Source organism: Roseateles sp. GW821-FHT09G03 (genome assembly GCF_059416045.1).
This window is the reverse complement of the sequence record NZ_JBWKOK010000012.1, coordinates 52,250-66,763: the sequence shown is the minus strand read 5'-3', so window position 1 is coordinate 66,763 and position 14,514 is coordinate 52,250. Positions and strand designations below refer to the sequence as shown.

General features: G+C 68.4%; 10 protein-coding genes and 1 tRNA gene. 10 read left to right on the top strand and 1 reads right to left on the bottom strand.

Going from position 1 to position 14,514, the window contains the following annotated elements; translation table 11 throughout:
* The first annotated feature begins 28 nt into the window (after window positions 1-28).
* The 5 genes from amaB (at window position 29) to AC07OZ_RS28645 (ending at window position 5,520) form a co-directional block, all read left to right on the top strand.
* Window positions 29-1,534, top strand: coding sequence for an L-piperidine-6-carboxylate dehydrogenase (amaB, locus tag AC07OZ_RS28665; RefSeq protein ID WP_495470422.1), 1,506 nt, complete (start codon window positions 29-31; stop codon window positions 1,532-1,534).
* A complete protein-coding gene (locus AC07OZ_RS28660; protein ID WP_495470421.1) occupies window positions 1,527-2,630 on the top strand; it encodes a 2-oxoadipate dioxygenase/decarboxylase family protein in 1,104 nt (367 codons plus the stop codon). The genes amaB and AC07OZ_RS28660 overlap by 8 nt, the downstream gene beginning before the upstream one ends.
* The gene (locus AC07OZ_RS28655; protein ID WP_495470420.1) at window positions 2,624-4,045 is read left to right on the top strand and encodes an FAD-binding oxidoreductase; all 1,422 of its coding nucleotides are present in this window, start codon (window positions 2,624-2,626) and stop codon (window positions 4,043-4,045) included. Before AC07OZ_RS28660 ends, AC07OZ_RS28655 begins: the two co-directional genes overlap by 7 nt.
* A 78-nt stretch (window positions 4,046-4,123) precedes the next feature.
* Window positions 4,124-4,208: transfer RNA gene (locus AC07OZ_RS28650), tRNA-Leu, on the top strand.
* Window positions 4,209-4,443: 235 nt separating this feature from the next.
* Window positions 4,444-5,520 (top strand): LacI family DNA-binding transcriptional regulator, encoded by a 1,077-nt coding sequence (locus tag AC07OZ_RS28645; RefSeq protein WP_495470419.1) that lies wholly within the window; start codon window positions 4,444-4,446, stop codon window positions 5,518-5,520.
* 36 nt (window positions 5,521-5,556) lie between these two features.
* Here the strand turns inward: AC07OZ_RS28645 and AC07OZ_RS28640 are convergent, their stop codons facing one another.
* Complete coding sequence (locus AC07OZ_RS28640; RefSeq protein WP_495470418.1) at window positions 5,557-7,110, bottom strand: tryptophan halogenase family protein; 1,554 nt, start codon at window positions 7,108-7,110, stop codon at window positions 5,557-5,559.
* 228 nt (window positions 7,111-7,338) lie between these two features.
* Between AC07OZ_RS28640 and AC07OZ_RS28635 the strand changes: the two genes are divergently transcribed.
* The 5 genes from AC07OZ_RS28635 (at window position 7,339) to AC07OZ_RS28615 (ending at window position 14,448) form a co-directional block, all read left to right on the top strand.
* Window positions 7,339-9,789 (top strand): TonB-dependent receptor, encoded by a 2,451-nt coding sequence (locus AC07OZ_RS28635; RefSeq protein ID WP_495470417.1) that lies wholly within the window; start codon window positions 7,339-7,341, stop codon window positions 9,787-9,789.
* A 5-nt stretch (window positions 9,790-9,794) separates the two neighbouring features.
* The gene (locus tag AC07OZ_RS28630) at window positions 9,795-11,096 is read left to right on the top strand and encodes an ABC transporter substrate-binding protein (protein ID WP_495470416.1); all 1,302 of its coding nucleotides are present in this window, start codon (window positions 9,795-9,797) and stop codon (window positions 11,094-11,096) included.
* A 10-nt stretch (window positions 11,097-11,106) separates the two neighbouring features.
* Window positions 11,107-12,114 carry a carbohydrate ABC transporter permease gene (locus tag AC07OZ_RS28625; protein WP_495470415.1) on the top strand — a complete coding sequence of 336 codons (1,008 nt, stop codon included), beginning with the start codon at window positions 11,107-11,109 and terminating at the stop codon, window positions 12,112-12,114.
* Window positions 12,101-12,925, top strand: a complete 825-nt coding sequence (locus AC07OZ_RS28620; RefSeq protein ID WP_495470414.1) for a carbohydrate ABC transporter permease — start codon at window positions 12,101-12,103, stop codon at window positions 12,923-12,925. Before AC07OZ_RS28625 ends, AC07OZ_RS28620 begins: the two co-directional genes overlap by 14 nt.
* Window positions 12,926-13,071: 146 nt before the next feature.
* On the top strand, window positions 13,072-14,448 hold the full coding sequence (locus tag AC07OZ_RS28615; RefSeq protein ID WP_495470413.1) for a GH1 family beta-glucosidase: 1,377 nt from the start codon (window positions 13,072-13,074) through the stop codon (window positions 14,446-14,448).
* Window positions 14,449-14,514 lie beyond the last annotated feature (66 nt).

Genomic DNA, 14,514 nt, shown 5'->3' with positions numbered 1-14,514 from the left:
GCCTGAACGCCTGAAGGAGAATTCCCCGATGACTTCCACCACCACCGACCTGCTGGCCACCCTGGGCGTGCCGGCCGCCGCCGTCACCGGCGGTTCCATGACCGTCCGCAGCCCCATCGACGGCGCCGTGATCGGCGCGGTCCACGAGGCCAAGGCCGCCGACATGACCGCCGCGATCGCCAACGCGCAGCAGGCCTTCCTGGCCTGGCGCACCGTGCCGGCGCCCAAGCGCGGCGAACTCGTGCGCCTGTTCGGCGAGGAGCTGCGTGCCAACAAGGCGGCGCTGGCCCGCCTGGTCTCGCTGGAGGCCGGCAAGGTGACCAGCGAGGGCGAAGGCGAAGTGCAGGAGATGATCGACATCTGCGACTTCGCCGTCGGCCTGTCGCGCCAGTTGCACGGCCTGACCATCGCCAGCGAGCGTCCCGGCCACCGCATGATGGAGCAGTACCTGCCGCTGGGCGTGGTGGGCATCATCTCGGCGTTCAACTTCCCGGTGGCGGTGTGGGCGTGGAACTCGGCGCTCGCGCTGGTCTGCGGCGACACCTGCGTGTGGAAGCCCAGCGAGAAGACCCCGCTGACCGCGCTCGCGACGCAGGCGCTGTTCGAGAAGGCCGTCGCCCGCTATGAAGGCGCGCCGAAGTTCCTGTCGCAGGTCCTCATCGGCGGCGCCGGTGTCGGCGAAGCGATGGTCGACGACACGCGCGTGGCGCTGGTCTCCGCGACCGGCTCGACCCGCATGGGCCGCGCGGTGGGCCCGCGTGTCGCGGCGCGCTTCGGCCGTTGCCTGTTGGAGCTGGGCGGCAACAACGCGATCGTCGTCACGCCGAGCGCGGACCTGGACCTCGCCGTGCGCGGCATCCTGTTCGGCGCCTACGGCACGGCCGGCCAGCGTTGCACCACGACGCGCCGCGTGATCGCGCATGAGTCGATCCATGACGAGCTCGTCGCCCGCCTGGACCGCGCCCGCGCGCAGCTCAAGATCGGCAGCCCGGTCGAGCCCGGCAACCTGATCGGCCCGCTGATCGACAAGGCCGCCTTCGACGCGATGCAATCGGCCCTGGCCGCCGCGCGCGAGCAGGGCGGCGAAGTCAGCGGCGGCGAACGCGCGTTGGCGTCCCAGTACCCGGAAGCGTTCTACGCGGTGCCGGCGCTGGTCCGCATGCCGGCGCAGTCGGCCATCGTGAAGCACGAGACCTTCGCGCCCATCCTGTACACGCTGAAGTACAAGACGCTGGACGAGGCGATCGCGCTGCAGAACGACGTGCCGCAGGGCCTGTCCTCGGCGATCTTCACCAACGACATCCGCGAGGCCGAGACCTTCGTCAGTGCCAGCGGTTCCGATTGCGGCATCGCCAACGTGAACATCGGCACCTCGGGCGCGGAGATCGGCGGGGCCTTCGGTGGCGAGAAGGAAACCGGCGGCGGTCGCGAGTCCGGCTCGGACGCGTGGAAGGCGTACATGCGCCGCACGACCAACACCGTCAACTACTCGCGCGAGCTGCCGCTGGCACAGGGCGTCAAGTTCGATGTCTGAGCGGACGGTGGAACTGCAGGCGTTGACGGCGCTCAACGCCAAGGTCGCGGCGGCGGTGGACAGCGGGCTGTTCCAGCTGCTGCACGGAGCGCTCGGCGACGAGGCGGCCCGCGCCGCCTTCGCGCGGGTGCAGGTCGTGCCGGCGCTGCTGCGTCCGGCCGGCAAGCGCGTGTCGCGCGCCGAGCTGGCGCAGGCGCTGAACATGGCGCTCTTCCTCGACGTCACCGACCGCGTGCCGATGGCGGCGGCCTACGTGGCAGACCTGCAACGTGACGGGCAACAACTCGTCTTCGACCACGGTGCGCTGCGCACGGTGGCGTGGCCGTCCGGCGCGCTGCCGCCGGGCGAGGCCGCGATCACGCGCGTGTTGAGACCGCTCGGCTTTGCGATGGCGGCGACCTATCCGCTGCCGCGCCTGAAGATGACCGGCCGCGCCTGGCGCCACGCCGACTTCCCCGAGGACATCGCGCAGTTCTTCGTCTCGGAGCTGCATCCGGAGCGCTTCTCCGGCAGCTTCCAGGGCGCGGTGACGCGGGTGCTGTCGACCTCGCAGGATCCGCTGACGCCGGCGGACCTGGCGCTGCTGGAGCACCTCGCGCGCGACGGCGATCTGCCGACCGCGTCCGCGGCGGCGCTGCTGCCTAAGCTGGTCGGCTGCTTCGATCGGCAGCATGCGCTGTTCGAGGCGGACGACTACCAGGTGCTGCTGGCCGAATCGGCCGAGATGGCCTGGATCGCGACCGAGGGCAACGCCTTCAACCATGCGACCGACCGCGTGGCCGACATCGAATCCGTCGTCGCGGCACAGCGTGCGCTCGACCGGCCGGTGAAGGACTCGATCGAGACCTCCGCCACCGGGCGCGTGCGCCAGACCGCGTTCAAGGCGGCGCGCGTGATGCGCGAGTTCCTCGATCGCGGCCAGCGCGTGATGCTCGAGGTGCCGGGCAGCTTCCACGAATTCATCCAGCGCGCGCCGCTCGATGAGTCGGGCGCGTTGGACCTGGCCTTCGACGCGGGCAACGCGACGGGCATCTTCAAGATGACGGCCGGCGCGGCCAAGGATGCCGACACCACGGGCGAGGCCGCGGCGTGCTGAGCTTCCAGGCCGGTGGTTTCCTCGCGGAGGCGATCGCCGTCTGCGGCGACGCCTTCGTGCAGGTGGGCGCGGACATCGAGCCGCGCTACCTGCAGCCCGCGCGTTATGCGGCGGGACGTGCGGCCGCGCTCGTGCGCCCGGGCAGCCGCGACGAAGCGGCGCGCGTGCTGGCGCTCGCGGCGGCCTGCGGTCTCCGCGTGGTCGTGCAGGGCGCGCACACCGGGCTGGTCCGCGCAGGCACGCCCGATGACGCGAACGGCGAGGTGCTGCTCAGCACCGAGCGGCTGCGCGAGGTCTTCGAACTGGACCTGCTCGACCGCACGCTGCGCGTGTCGTCGGGCTTCCGGCTGTCGGAGATCAACGAGCGACTCGAACCGCACGGCCTGTGGTTCCCCGTCGACCTGAGCGCCGATCCGTCGATCGGCGGCATGGTGGCGCACAACACCGGCGGCACGCGGATGCTGCGCTACGGCGACGTGCGCGCCAATACGCTGGCGCTGGAAGTCGTGCTCGCGGAGCCTGCGGGTCAGGTCTTGCGCCTGGGGCAGGGACTGCAGAAGGACAACTCGGCGCTCGCACTGGGGCAGCTGTTCATCGGCTCGTCCGGCAGCCTGGGCCTGGTCAGCGAGGTGACGATCAAGCTCGCGCCCCTGCCGCGCCAGCGCGCCGTGGCGCTGGTGGCGCCCGCGTCGCTGGCCGAGGTGTTCCCGCTCTACGCCGACGTAATGCAGCGCTGGGGCGGGCTGGTGTCCGCCTTCGAAGGCATCAGCCGCGCGGCGCTCGAAGCGGGGTTGCATGGCCAGGATGTCGCGCGTTGGTTTGAAGGCCAACTGCCGGACTACGCGATGCTCATCGAGCTCAGCAGCGAGCTGCCGGCGGATCAGCTCTCGCTCAACGGACTGCTGCAGTCCTGGCTCGAAGGCGAGTTCGAATCGGGACGCGTGCGCGACGCCGTGCTCGACGCCGACGAGGCGATCTGGGGCCTGCGTCATCGCATCAGCGAAGGGCTGCGGGTGCAGGGAAAAGTGATCGGGCTCGATCTTTCGTTGCCACGGAAGCACTTCATGGCCTTCCGTGAGCGCGGGGCGGCGTGGCTGGCCGAGCGTTTCCCGCAGGCGCGGCTCGCCGACTTCGGTCACCTCGGCGACGGCGGGATGCACTTCAACATGGTGTGGCCGGCGAGCGCCGGATCGCTCACGCCGGAGCAAGAGCTGACCCTGCGCGAGGGCCTGTACGCGCTGGTCGCGGAGCTGGGCGGATCGATCAGCGCGGAGCACGGGGTCGGGCCACAACTGCAGTCGGCGTACCGGGCGCACTGGGAGCGCGTGGAGCCTGCGATGCTGGATTGGGCGAGGAGAGTACAGGCGTTGTGGGATCCGCACACCCGTCTTGGAAAAGTGAGTTGGGGCGGCTGAATCGCTTGCCAGTATTCGAAAGCGTGCTAAAGTCCAATTCCTCGCTGCAACGCAAGTTGTGACGAGGAAATCCTGAAAGCCCAGGTGGCGGAATTGGTAGACGCACTAGTTTCAGGTACTAGCGGGTAACTCCGTGGAGGTTCGAGTCCTCTCCTGGGCACCAAATCTGAAAAGCCGGCTTCGAGCCGGCTTTTCTCATTCTGAAGCCCAGGAAGTGATGTCCAGTGGACATCACGCGAGGACTCGAATGGTTTGGACCGGGAGGTCCAAACCGGGGTCGCGCTTGCGTGACCGAGTGCTCTCCGCGGTGTCAGCGAGCGGAGTTCAAACGCTCCGGGGCTCCCCGCCCGCACCGAACGTTTCGGTATGGCAAAGTCGGGCGAGCTTTCCGGATCCTTATGCCGCCACGTAAACCCGCCACCATCATCGACGTCGCCCGAGAAGCGGGCGTCTCCATCAAGACGGTATCCCGGGTCCTGAACCAAGAGCCGGGCGTCCATTCCGAAACGCGCGAGGCGGTGCTGAAGGTCGTCGCCGACCTCAAGTACCGGCCCAAGCAGTCGGCGCGCAGCCTCGCCGGCGGACGTTCCTTCCTGATCGGTCTGCTGTACTACGACCCGTCCGCGGCCTTCGTCGGCGGTGTCCAGCAGGGCGCGACGCTGCGCTGCCGGGAGGCCGGCTACCACCTCGTCGTCGAGTCTCTCCACAACGACGCCCCCGACCTCGCGATGCAGGTCGACCGCATGGTCTCCGCGCTGCGTCCCGACGGCATGATCCTCACGCCGCCGCTGTGCGACAACCCGCAGGTCCTGGCCGCGTTGCGCGAGAGCCAGACCCCCTGCGTGCTGATTTCCCCCGCCGCCGACGAGCCCGACCACCCGAGCGTCCGCATGGACGACGTGCACGCCGCGGAAGAGATCACCAACCTGCTGATCAGCCTGGGACACACCCGCATCGCGATCATCAAGGGCGCGAAGGAGCAGGTCGCCTCCAGGCGCCGCTACCAGGGCTACCTGGCCGCGTTGAAGGCGCACAAGCTGCCGCTCGACAAGGACCTGGTGGTGCAGGGCGACTTCACCTTCGACACCGGCGTCGAAGCCGCCTATCAACTGTTGAGCCGTCGCCAGCGCCCGACCGCGGTCTTCGCGAGCAATGACGACATGGCGCTGGGCGTGCTCGCCGCGGCGCAGCGGCTGGGTCTGGCGGTGCCGGGCGACCTCTCGATCGCCGGCTTCGACGACACGCCCGCCGCCGCGCGTGTGTGGCCGCCGCTGACGACGGTGCGCCAACCGATGGACGACATGGCGCGCGTCGCGGTCGACCTGCTGATCGGTGCGCCGCGTGACGCGGAGCCCGATGCGGAAGCCGACGAGGCCGCCAAGACCAGACACCGCGTCCTGCCGCACGAGCTGGTCGTGCGCGACTCCACCGCGGTGCTCGGCACGACCACCGCGCCGCGTCTCAAAAAGGTCTGACGTTCGAAGGCCTGAGGGGATCCTGGCGACGAAACCTCAGGCGGCTCGCCGGCCCGTCCGCGCGAGGAGCTGTTCGATCAGCACCCGATGCGGCGGCAGGTCCCGCAGCGCATGCGCGCCGAGCTGCGCGATCGTCGCGAACTCCCTGCGAGCCTCCTCGCCGCGCATCAGCGCCGCCGCCCCGGTGCCGAGCTGCGTCTCGAATTCCATTCCGTAGAGCACGTACTGCCAGCTGGCCGGCAGGTACATCTCGACGTCGGTGATGAAGTCCAGCCTTTGCGGCGGCCGGCAACGCCACATCGCGAGCTTTTCCTTCAGCGAGTCGGTGAACGACGCCAGGTCCGCGTTGTCGCGCCAGAACGCCGTGTCCGTGCGCTGCGTCAGTCCGTAGTGCAGCTTGATGAAGTCGACGATCCGCGCGTAGCGCTCCTTCATGAACGCGTTGAAGTGCCTGGCCACCGGCGCCGTGTCGCCGTTGAACGGGAACAGCTGTCCGATCAGATACGCCGCGGTCTCGATGAGCCCGATGCCCGACGACTCCAAGGGCTCCAGGAACCCGCCCGACAGACCGACCGCCACGCAGTTCTTCACCCACTGCGTCTCGCGATACCCGATGTTGAGCGCGAGCTTGCGCGGCGTCAGCGCGTCCGACGCCGGCCCGATGTAGCGGCGCAGCGCGCGCTCCGCTTCCTCGTCATCGCAATGCCGGCTGCTGTAGACATGGCCGATGCCGCGCCGTTCCTGCAGTCCGATGTCCCAGATCCAGCCGTGGTCCTGCGCGCTCGCGATCGTGTACGACGCGATCGGTGCATCGGGCCGCGCATACGGCACCTGCATCGCCAGCGCGCTGTCGACGAAGAGCACGTCCCGCATCGACTTGAACGGCGAGCCCAGCGCCTCGCCGATCAACCGCGCGCGGAAGCCGCTGCAATCGACATAGAGCCCGGCGGTCAATACGCCGGCTTCCTTCGTATGCACCGCGGCGATCGCGCCCTGTTCATCGAGATCCACGCGATCCACCGTGGCGATCACGCGCTTCACGCCGAGTGCCTGACCGTGCTCCGCCAGCAGCGCCGCGAAGCGGCCGGCGTCGAAGTGATACGCGTAGTTCAGCGGTCCGAGGAAGTCCCCATCGCTCGCGCGCTTCGGCCCATGCCGGGCATCGGCCACCGCCTTCTGCAGCGTCACCGCCTCGGCGAAAGCGCGCCCTTCGCCGGCATCGCCCATCAGCCAGTACGGCAGCAGCTCCGGCGCACCCGGCCGCTGGCTCGGCTGGCTGAACGGATGGAAGTAGTGATCCGCGCCGGGCGTCCCCGGCGGCCGCACCCAATGCTCGAAACGGATGCCCTGCTTGTACGTCGCCGAGCAGGCTTCGAGGAACTCGGCCTCCCCGATGCCGATCGCCGACAGCGTGCCGCGGATCGAGGGGAAGGTGCCTTCGCCCACGCCGATGATGCCGATGTCGCTGGATTCCACCAGCGTGATGCGGACGCCGCCGTGCGCGGTGCCGAGCTGCCGCGCGAGGAACGCGGCGGTCAGCCAGCCGGCCGTGCCGCCGCCGACGATGAGGATGTCCTGGATGGGCTGCATGTGCTTGTCTCCTGTTGTCTTCTGACGGACCGCGGATCGCGGCCCGGATGCCGTCGGGATCGATGTCCGGCTCGATGTCCGGATCTACGGGTAAATGATAGTGAGCAAAATGACAACGATGTCAATCGAGGCGTTGACAACGTTGTCATGCGTTGCCTACGATGTACTCAAATTACAAGAACAAGACCCGGAACAGAGCTTCGTATCGAAAGCCCACCAGGAGACAACATGACTGACCGCCTCATCCGCCGGCCGCGCCTCGGCCTGTCCACGCCTGTCCAGATCGCGGTCCTCGCGCTGCTGGCCAGCGCTGCCCACGCTCAATCGACCGAAGCCCCCGCGCCGGCGCCGCAGGCCGAAAGCAGCAACACCGCCTCGACGTCGTCGGCCGACGCCAAGGAGAGCAAGGCCCTGCCGCAAGTCGTCGTCACGGCGACCAAACGCGCCACCTCGTTGCAGAAGACCCCGATCGCGGTGACCGCGATCAGCGCGTCGACGATCGACGACGCCCACGTCAAGAGCATGCTCGACGTGTTCAACCTCGTGCCCAGCATGCAGGGCACGGGGCAGGGCGACCACGGCATCGTGAGCATCACGCTGCGCGGCATCGGCAACGACTCCGCCAAGACCGAGTACGCCGACCCCGAGGTCGCGCTGTTCGTCGACGGCGTCTTCGCGCCGCGCCCCGAGGGCGCCGCGACCATGCTGTTCGACCTGGACGGCATCGAAGTGCTGCGCGGCCCGCAGGGCACGCTGTGGGGACGCAACTCCACCGTCGGTACGATCAACATGAAGACGGCCAAGCCGGTGCTGAAGGACAACTCCGGCTACGTCGAGCTCGGCACCGGCAGCTACAACCGCCTGGGCGCGAAGGGCGCGATCAACATCCCGCTGGGCGACACGCTCGCGGCGCGCGTGGCCTTCATCCACGAGCAGCACGACGGCTACGTCGACTACCAGAAGCCCACGCAGTACACGCTGGCGCAGCAGCAGGCCGCCTACAACGCGGGGAATACCGCGGGCGCCTTCCCCCCGTTCCAGCCGATCAACTACAACCTGTTTACCACCGGCGGACCGAAGTACAACGCGCAGGATCAAACCGCCGCGCGCCTGAGCTTCCTGTGGCAGCCGATCAAGGCCTTCCGCTGGGACGTGTCGGTGGAGCAGTTCGCCGATCGCGGCACGCCGGCGATGAGCCTGATGCAGACGCCGCGCGAAGGCCAGAAATTCTGGTCCGCGCTGATCGACACGGCCCCGTCGCTGAAGCGCGACTCGACCTCGATCCGCAGCCGCGCGGAGTACGACATGGGCGGCATGTCGCTGGCCTACGTGGCGGGCTACACCCACTTCAAGGGCTCGGGCACCTACGACCAGGACTTCGGCGTCCAGATGCCGACCAGCTTCACGACCGGCGCCAACCACCAGGAAGACAACACCGTCTGGACCAGCTACCGCAGCCAGAGCCATGAACTGACGCTGCAGAGCACGGCCAAGCAGACCATCGACTGGGTGCTGGGCCTGTACTACGCGGCCGAGGACAACGGTATCCGCTTCGACATCCCGATCATGAACGGGACGCAGCAGGGCACCGTGAGCTGGCAGGGCTCGTTCATCCAGCCGAAGGAGACCGTCGATTCCAAGGCCGTCTTCGGCCAGGCGACCTGGAACCTGACCGACGCCTTCCACGTGACCGGCGGCCTGCGCTACACGCACGACGACCGCAAGAACATCGGCGGTCGCGGCTGGACCTGGAACAGCAACCCCGCCGCGCCGCAGATCCCGCTGAACCCGACGATCGATCCGACCGATCCGGCCAACGGCTACGTCGCGGGCAACATCAACGACGCGCACTACAAGGGCAGCAAGACGACCTGGCTGGCGCGCGCGACCTACGACATCGACAAGAGCTCGATGGCCTACGGCAGCGTGTCCACCGGCTACAAGTCCGGCGGCACCGGCGACGGCGGCCTGCCCTACGGACCGGAGACGCTCACCAACTACGAGGTCGGCTACAAGACCTCGTTGCTGGACGGCCGCATGACCTTCAACGTCAGCGCGTACCACATGAAGTTCAAGGACTTCCAGTTCAGCGCGCCGGTGATCGTCAACGGCAACCGCCAGTTCGCCTACTCCAACGCGGAGGGCGCGAAGGTGTCGGGCCTCGAGGTCGAGACCTCCTGGATGATCACCAACGACGACAAGCTGATGCTGTCGGCCTCGTACACGAAGACCAAGCTCGGCGCGCTGGTGGCGGCGTCCAACGACTACCAGCTGCCCACCTGCTTCGATCCGACGCTGGGCGGCACCTGCCTGAACGTCACCGGCAACGACCTGCCGCACGCGCCGAAGGTGGCGATCCAGCTGATGTATGAACACGTCTTCCCGCTCGCCAACGGCGACCAGGTCGCGCCACGCATCAGCTACCACTACCAGTCGTCCAACTGGCTGTCGGTCTTCAACCTGGGCGAGGGCGACCGCCAGAAGGCGTACTCGACGGCGGACATCAGCGTGCGCTACACGTCGAAGAAGAACTGGTACGTCGACGGCTTCGTGCGCAACGTCTCGGACGAGAAGATCAAGACCAGCGCCGGCAGCTCGGTGAGTTTCGCCAATCCGGTGTGGACCGCGCAGTACGCGGCGCCGCGCACCTTCGGCGTGAACGCGGGCTACAACTTCTGATCGCTGTGCCCGACGTCCACCTGACCCGGCGATCGGCAGCGCGTGCGCTGCTGGTGGCCGGGGCCGCCGCCGCGCTCCCTGCGGCGTTTCCCGCGGCGGCCCAGGTGGCCCCGACGCCCGCACCGACCTCGGTGCTGCGCGTCGCCACATTCCCCGACCTCGACCGTGCCGCGATCGCGGCCGCGCCCCGGTGGCGCGCGCTGCATCCGGAGGTCGAGCTCAAGTTGCTGTCGATGCAGTACGCGGATCACCACCTGTCGATGACGACGGCGTTGGCGACGGGCTCCGGCCTGCCCGACGTGATGGCGATCGACCTGCGCTACATCGGCAAGTTCGCCGGCTCGGGCGGGTTCCTCGATCTGAACCAGGCGCCGTTCCACGCGGCCGCGCATGCGGACGAGTACGTCCGCTTCGCGATGGCGCAGGGCGCGGGGCCGAAGGGCGAGCAGGTCGCGATTCCCGCCGACATCGGCCCCGGCACGCTGATCTACCGCAAGGACCTGCTCGACCAGGCCGGTGTCAGCGAGACCGAGATCACCCGCGACTGGTCCTCGTACCTGGCCGCGGGCGAACGCATCCGCAAGTCCACCGGCGCCTACCTGATGGCCGATGCCGCCGACCTGCGCGACATCGCGCTGCGCCAGGGCCTGCAGGACGGCGAGGGCCTCTACTTCGACGCGGAAGGCCGCGTGCTCGTCGAGTCGGCGCGCTTCCGCCACGCCTTCGAGCTCGGCCGCGCCGCGCGCCGCGCGGGCCTGGACGCGCGCGCGATCGCCTGGACCAACGACTGGGCCGCGGGCTTCAAGCAGGGCCGCATCGCGACCCAGATGATGGGCGCCTGGCTCGTCGGCCAGCTGCGCAACTGGATCGCGCCGCAGACGGCGGGGCTGTGGCGCTCGGCGCCGCTGCCCGGCGGTGTGCAGGCGGCGTACGGCGGTTCGTTCTATGCGATCCCGAAGAAGGCCGCCAACAAGAGCGCCGCCTGGGACTTCATCCGACTGATGACCGCCGATGCGCAGGTGCAGCTGGATTCGCTCAAGGTGCTCGACAGCTTCCCCGCGATGCGCGCGGTGCTGCGCGATCCGGTGATGGACGAGCCGATCGCCTTCCTCGGTGGACAACGCGCGCGTCAGCTCTGGCGAGAGACCGCGACCCACATCCCGGCGATCCCGGTGAACCGATTCGACGTGCTGGCGACGACGGTCATCCGCGACGAGTTCGAGCGCGTCGTTGCCAAGGGCAAGGCCATCGGCGAGGCGCTGGCCGACGCGCGTCATCTCATCGAGCGCCGCGCGCGCCGCCGTTGAGGCCACACGGATGTCCGCGCGCCGCTTCCCCTCGCTCACCGCACTGCGCCTGCCGTCGTTGCGACTGCCGGCGCTGCGATCGCGTCGCGTCGCGCCCTACCTGTTCATCGCGCCGTTCTTCGCGCTGTTCCTCGTGTTCAGCCTGTTCCCGCTGTTCTTCTCGATCTACCTGTCGCTGCAGCAGTGGAACCCGGCCGAGGGCCTGCACACGATGCACTGGGTCGGGCTGGAGAACTATGGCTACGCGCTCACCGACCCCTGGTTCTGGGATGCCCTCTACAACACCGCGTGGTTCGCGCTGGTGGCCGGTGTGCCGCAGCATCTGGTGGCGCTGCCGCTGGCGTTCTTCATCCATCGGCGCTTCAGGCGAGGTCGCGACCTGATCGTCGGCGCGTACTTCGTCCCGTACATCACGTCGAGCGTCGCCATCGCGCTGATCTTCACGACGCTGTATTCCAAGGACTACGGCCTGATCAACGCCGCGCTGGCCGAGCTCACGCGCATCCCGTTCATCGGCAGTCCGCTGGCGTCGCTCACGGCGTTGAAAGACGGCGGCATCGACTGGCTCGGCGACGCCGACGTCACGCGGCCCGCGGTGGCCTTCGTCGTGTTCTGGCGTTACCTGGGCTGGAACCTCGTGCTCTACCTGTCCGGCCTGCAGGTCATCGACAAGGACCTCTACGAAGCCGCGACGCTGGACGGCGCCACCGAGTGGCAGCAGTTCTGGCACGTCACGCTGCCGCTGCTCAAGCCGATGATGTTCTTCGCGGTGACGCTGACCATCATCGGCAACCTGCAGCTGTTCGAGGAGCCCTTCATCCTCGTCGACGGCGAGAAGGGCGTGTCCTCGTCGGTGATGACGACGGCGATCTTCATGTACCGGACGGCGTTCTCGGACGGCGACTTCGGCACGGCGTCGGCGATGTCGTGGCTGATGTTCGTGCTGATCGCCGCGCTGACCTGGGTCAACGCGCGGCTGTTCGGCCGCGACCCGCGGAGTCGCCATGGCACGCGTTGAGAAGCACTGGCCCGCCCGGTTGATCGTCGCGATGGGCGCGCTGCTGCTCGTGGCCCCGCTGTACTTCACCTTCGTCTTCGCGACGCATGGGCGCACGGAGATCTTCGACAACCCGCCGCCGCTGTGGTTCGGCGATGCGGCGTCTTCGAACCTCAGGCTGCTTGAGGAACGCCTGCCGTTCTGGCGCAACCTCGGCATGAGTCTCTACGTCGCGGCGATGACGACGGTGCTCAACCTGCTGCTGTGCTCGCTCGCGGGTTACGCGTTCGCGATCTACGAGTTCCGCTTCAAGCGCACGCTCTTCGCGATCGTGCTCGGCTCGATGATGCTGCCGGCGTTCATGCACATGATCCCGAGCTTCATGGTGATGGACGCGCTGGGCTGGATCGACGAGCCACGCGCGCTCTACGTGCCGGCGGCCGCGAGCGCGCTGGGCATCTTCCTGATGCGGCAGTACATCGGCTCGGCGATCCCGCCCGACCTGATCGACGCTGCGCGCATCGACGGCTGCGGCGAGCTGCGCATCTTCTGGAGCATCGTGCTGCCGCTGCTCACGCCGGCGCTGGGCACGCTGGGGCTGATCACTTTCATCGCGAGCTGGAACAACTTCGTCGCGCCGCTGGTGGTCATGCGCTCGGCCGAGCACTACACGCTGCCCCTCGCGCTGCGGTCGATGCAGGCGCCCAACAACACCGAATGGGGCGCGCTGATGATCGGCAGCGCCATCGCGATGCTGCCGCTGCTGGTGGCGTACTTCTTCAGCGCCCGGCGTCTCGTCGCCGGGCTGACCTCGGGCGCCGTGCGCGGCTGACCGAATCGACCGCCGGAAACGCCATGTCCACGACCGCGACTTCTGCTGCGACCACTCCTGCGACATCCGTCGGGATGTCCTCGACCCCTTCGATTTCTTCGAATCCTTCGACCCCTACGACCCCTACGACCACGACTGCCACCACCATGCACGCGAACGACGCCAACCCCGCCGCCGACACCGCCACCTTCCAATCGCTGATCCAGTCGTTGCCTGCGGACTTCCAGTGGGGCTCCGCCACCAGTGCCGCGCAGATCGAGGGCGCCGCCCGTGAAGAAGGGAAGGGCGAATCGATCTGGGACCGCTTCTGCGCCCAACCCGGCCGCATCAAGGACGCGTCCAACATCGACGTGGCCTGCGATCACTACCGCCGTTATCCGGAGGATGTGAAGCTGATGAAGTGGTTGGGGCTGGACGCCTACCGCTTCTCGTTCTCGTGGCCGCGCGTGCAGCCGCAGGGGCGTGGCGCGTGGAACGAGGCCGGCTTCGCGTTCTACGACCGGCTGATCGACGAGCTGCTGGCCGCCGGCATCAAGCCCAACGCGACGCTGTACCACTGGGACCTGCCACAGGCGCTGGACGATTCGATCGGCGGGTTGCTGTCGCGCGACGTGGTGCCGCTGTTCGCGGAGTACGCCGCCGAGATCGCGCGTCGCTTCGGCGACCGGCTGTCGACGATCGCGACGCTGAATGAGCCGTGGTGCTCGTCGACGCTGGGCTACGAGACCGCGCAGTTCGCACCCGGCCACACGAACCGCGCCGAGGCTTATCAGGTCTCGCATCACTTGCTCATGATGCATGGTGCCGCGATCCAGGCGATGCGCGCCGTGGGCTCGAAGGCGCAGCTCGGCATCGTGCTGAACCACACGCCGTCCTTCCCCGCCGACCCGCTCAGCGAGGACGACCGCCGCGCCGCGCGCATCGACGACGGCACCAACGTGCGCTGGTACATGGACCCGGTGTTCCGCGGCCAGTACCCGGCGGACATCGTGGAGCACCTCGGCGCCGACGCGCCGAAGATCCAGGACGGCGACCTCGCGCTGATCCAGCAGCCGCTGGACTTCCTCGGCATCAACTTCTACACGCGCAGCGTGCTCAACGGGCAGCAGCAGTTCGTGACGCCGCCGGGGGAGCTCGGTTTCACCGACATGGGCTGGGAGATCTATCCGCAGGCGCTGACCCAGCACCTGCTGCGCATCACCCGCGAGTACACGCCGCCGCCGATCGTCATCACCGAGAACGGCATGGCCAACGCGGACAGCATCGTCGACGGCCGCGTGCCCGACGCGGCACGCATCGCCTACCTGCGCGGCCATCTGGAGGCGCTGGCGCAGGCGGTGGCGCTGGGCGCCGACGTGCGCGGATACTTCTACTGGAGTCTGCTGGACAACTTCGAGTGGAACTCGGGCTACCTCAAGCGCTTCGGGCTGTTCCACGTCGATTACGCGTCGCAGCAGCGGCTGGCCAAGGACAGTGCGCACTGGTATCGCGACGCGATCGCGGCGTTCAAGGCCGGGCGTTGAGCGCGACGCGCTAAACACCGGCCGCGACCACGTCCGCCATCGGGATCCGCCGGCGGGCTGTGGCAG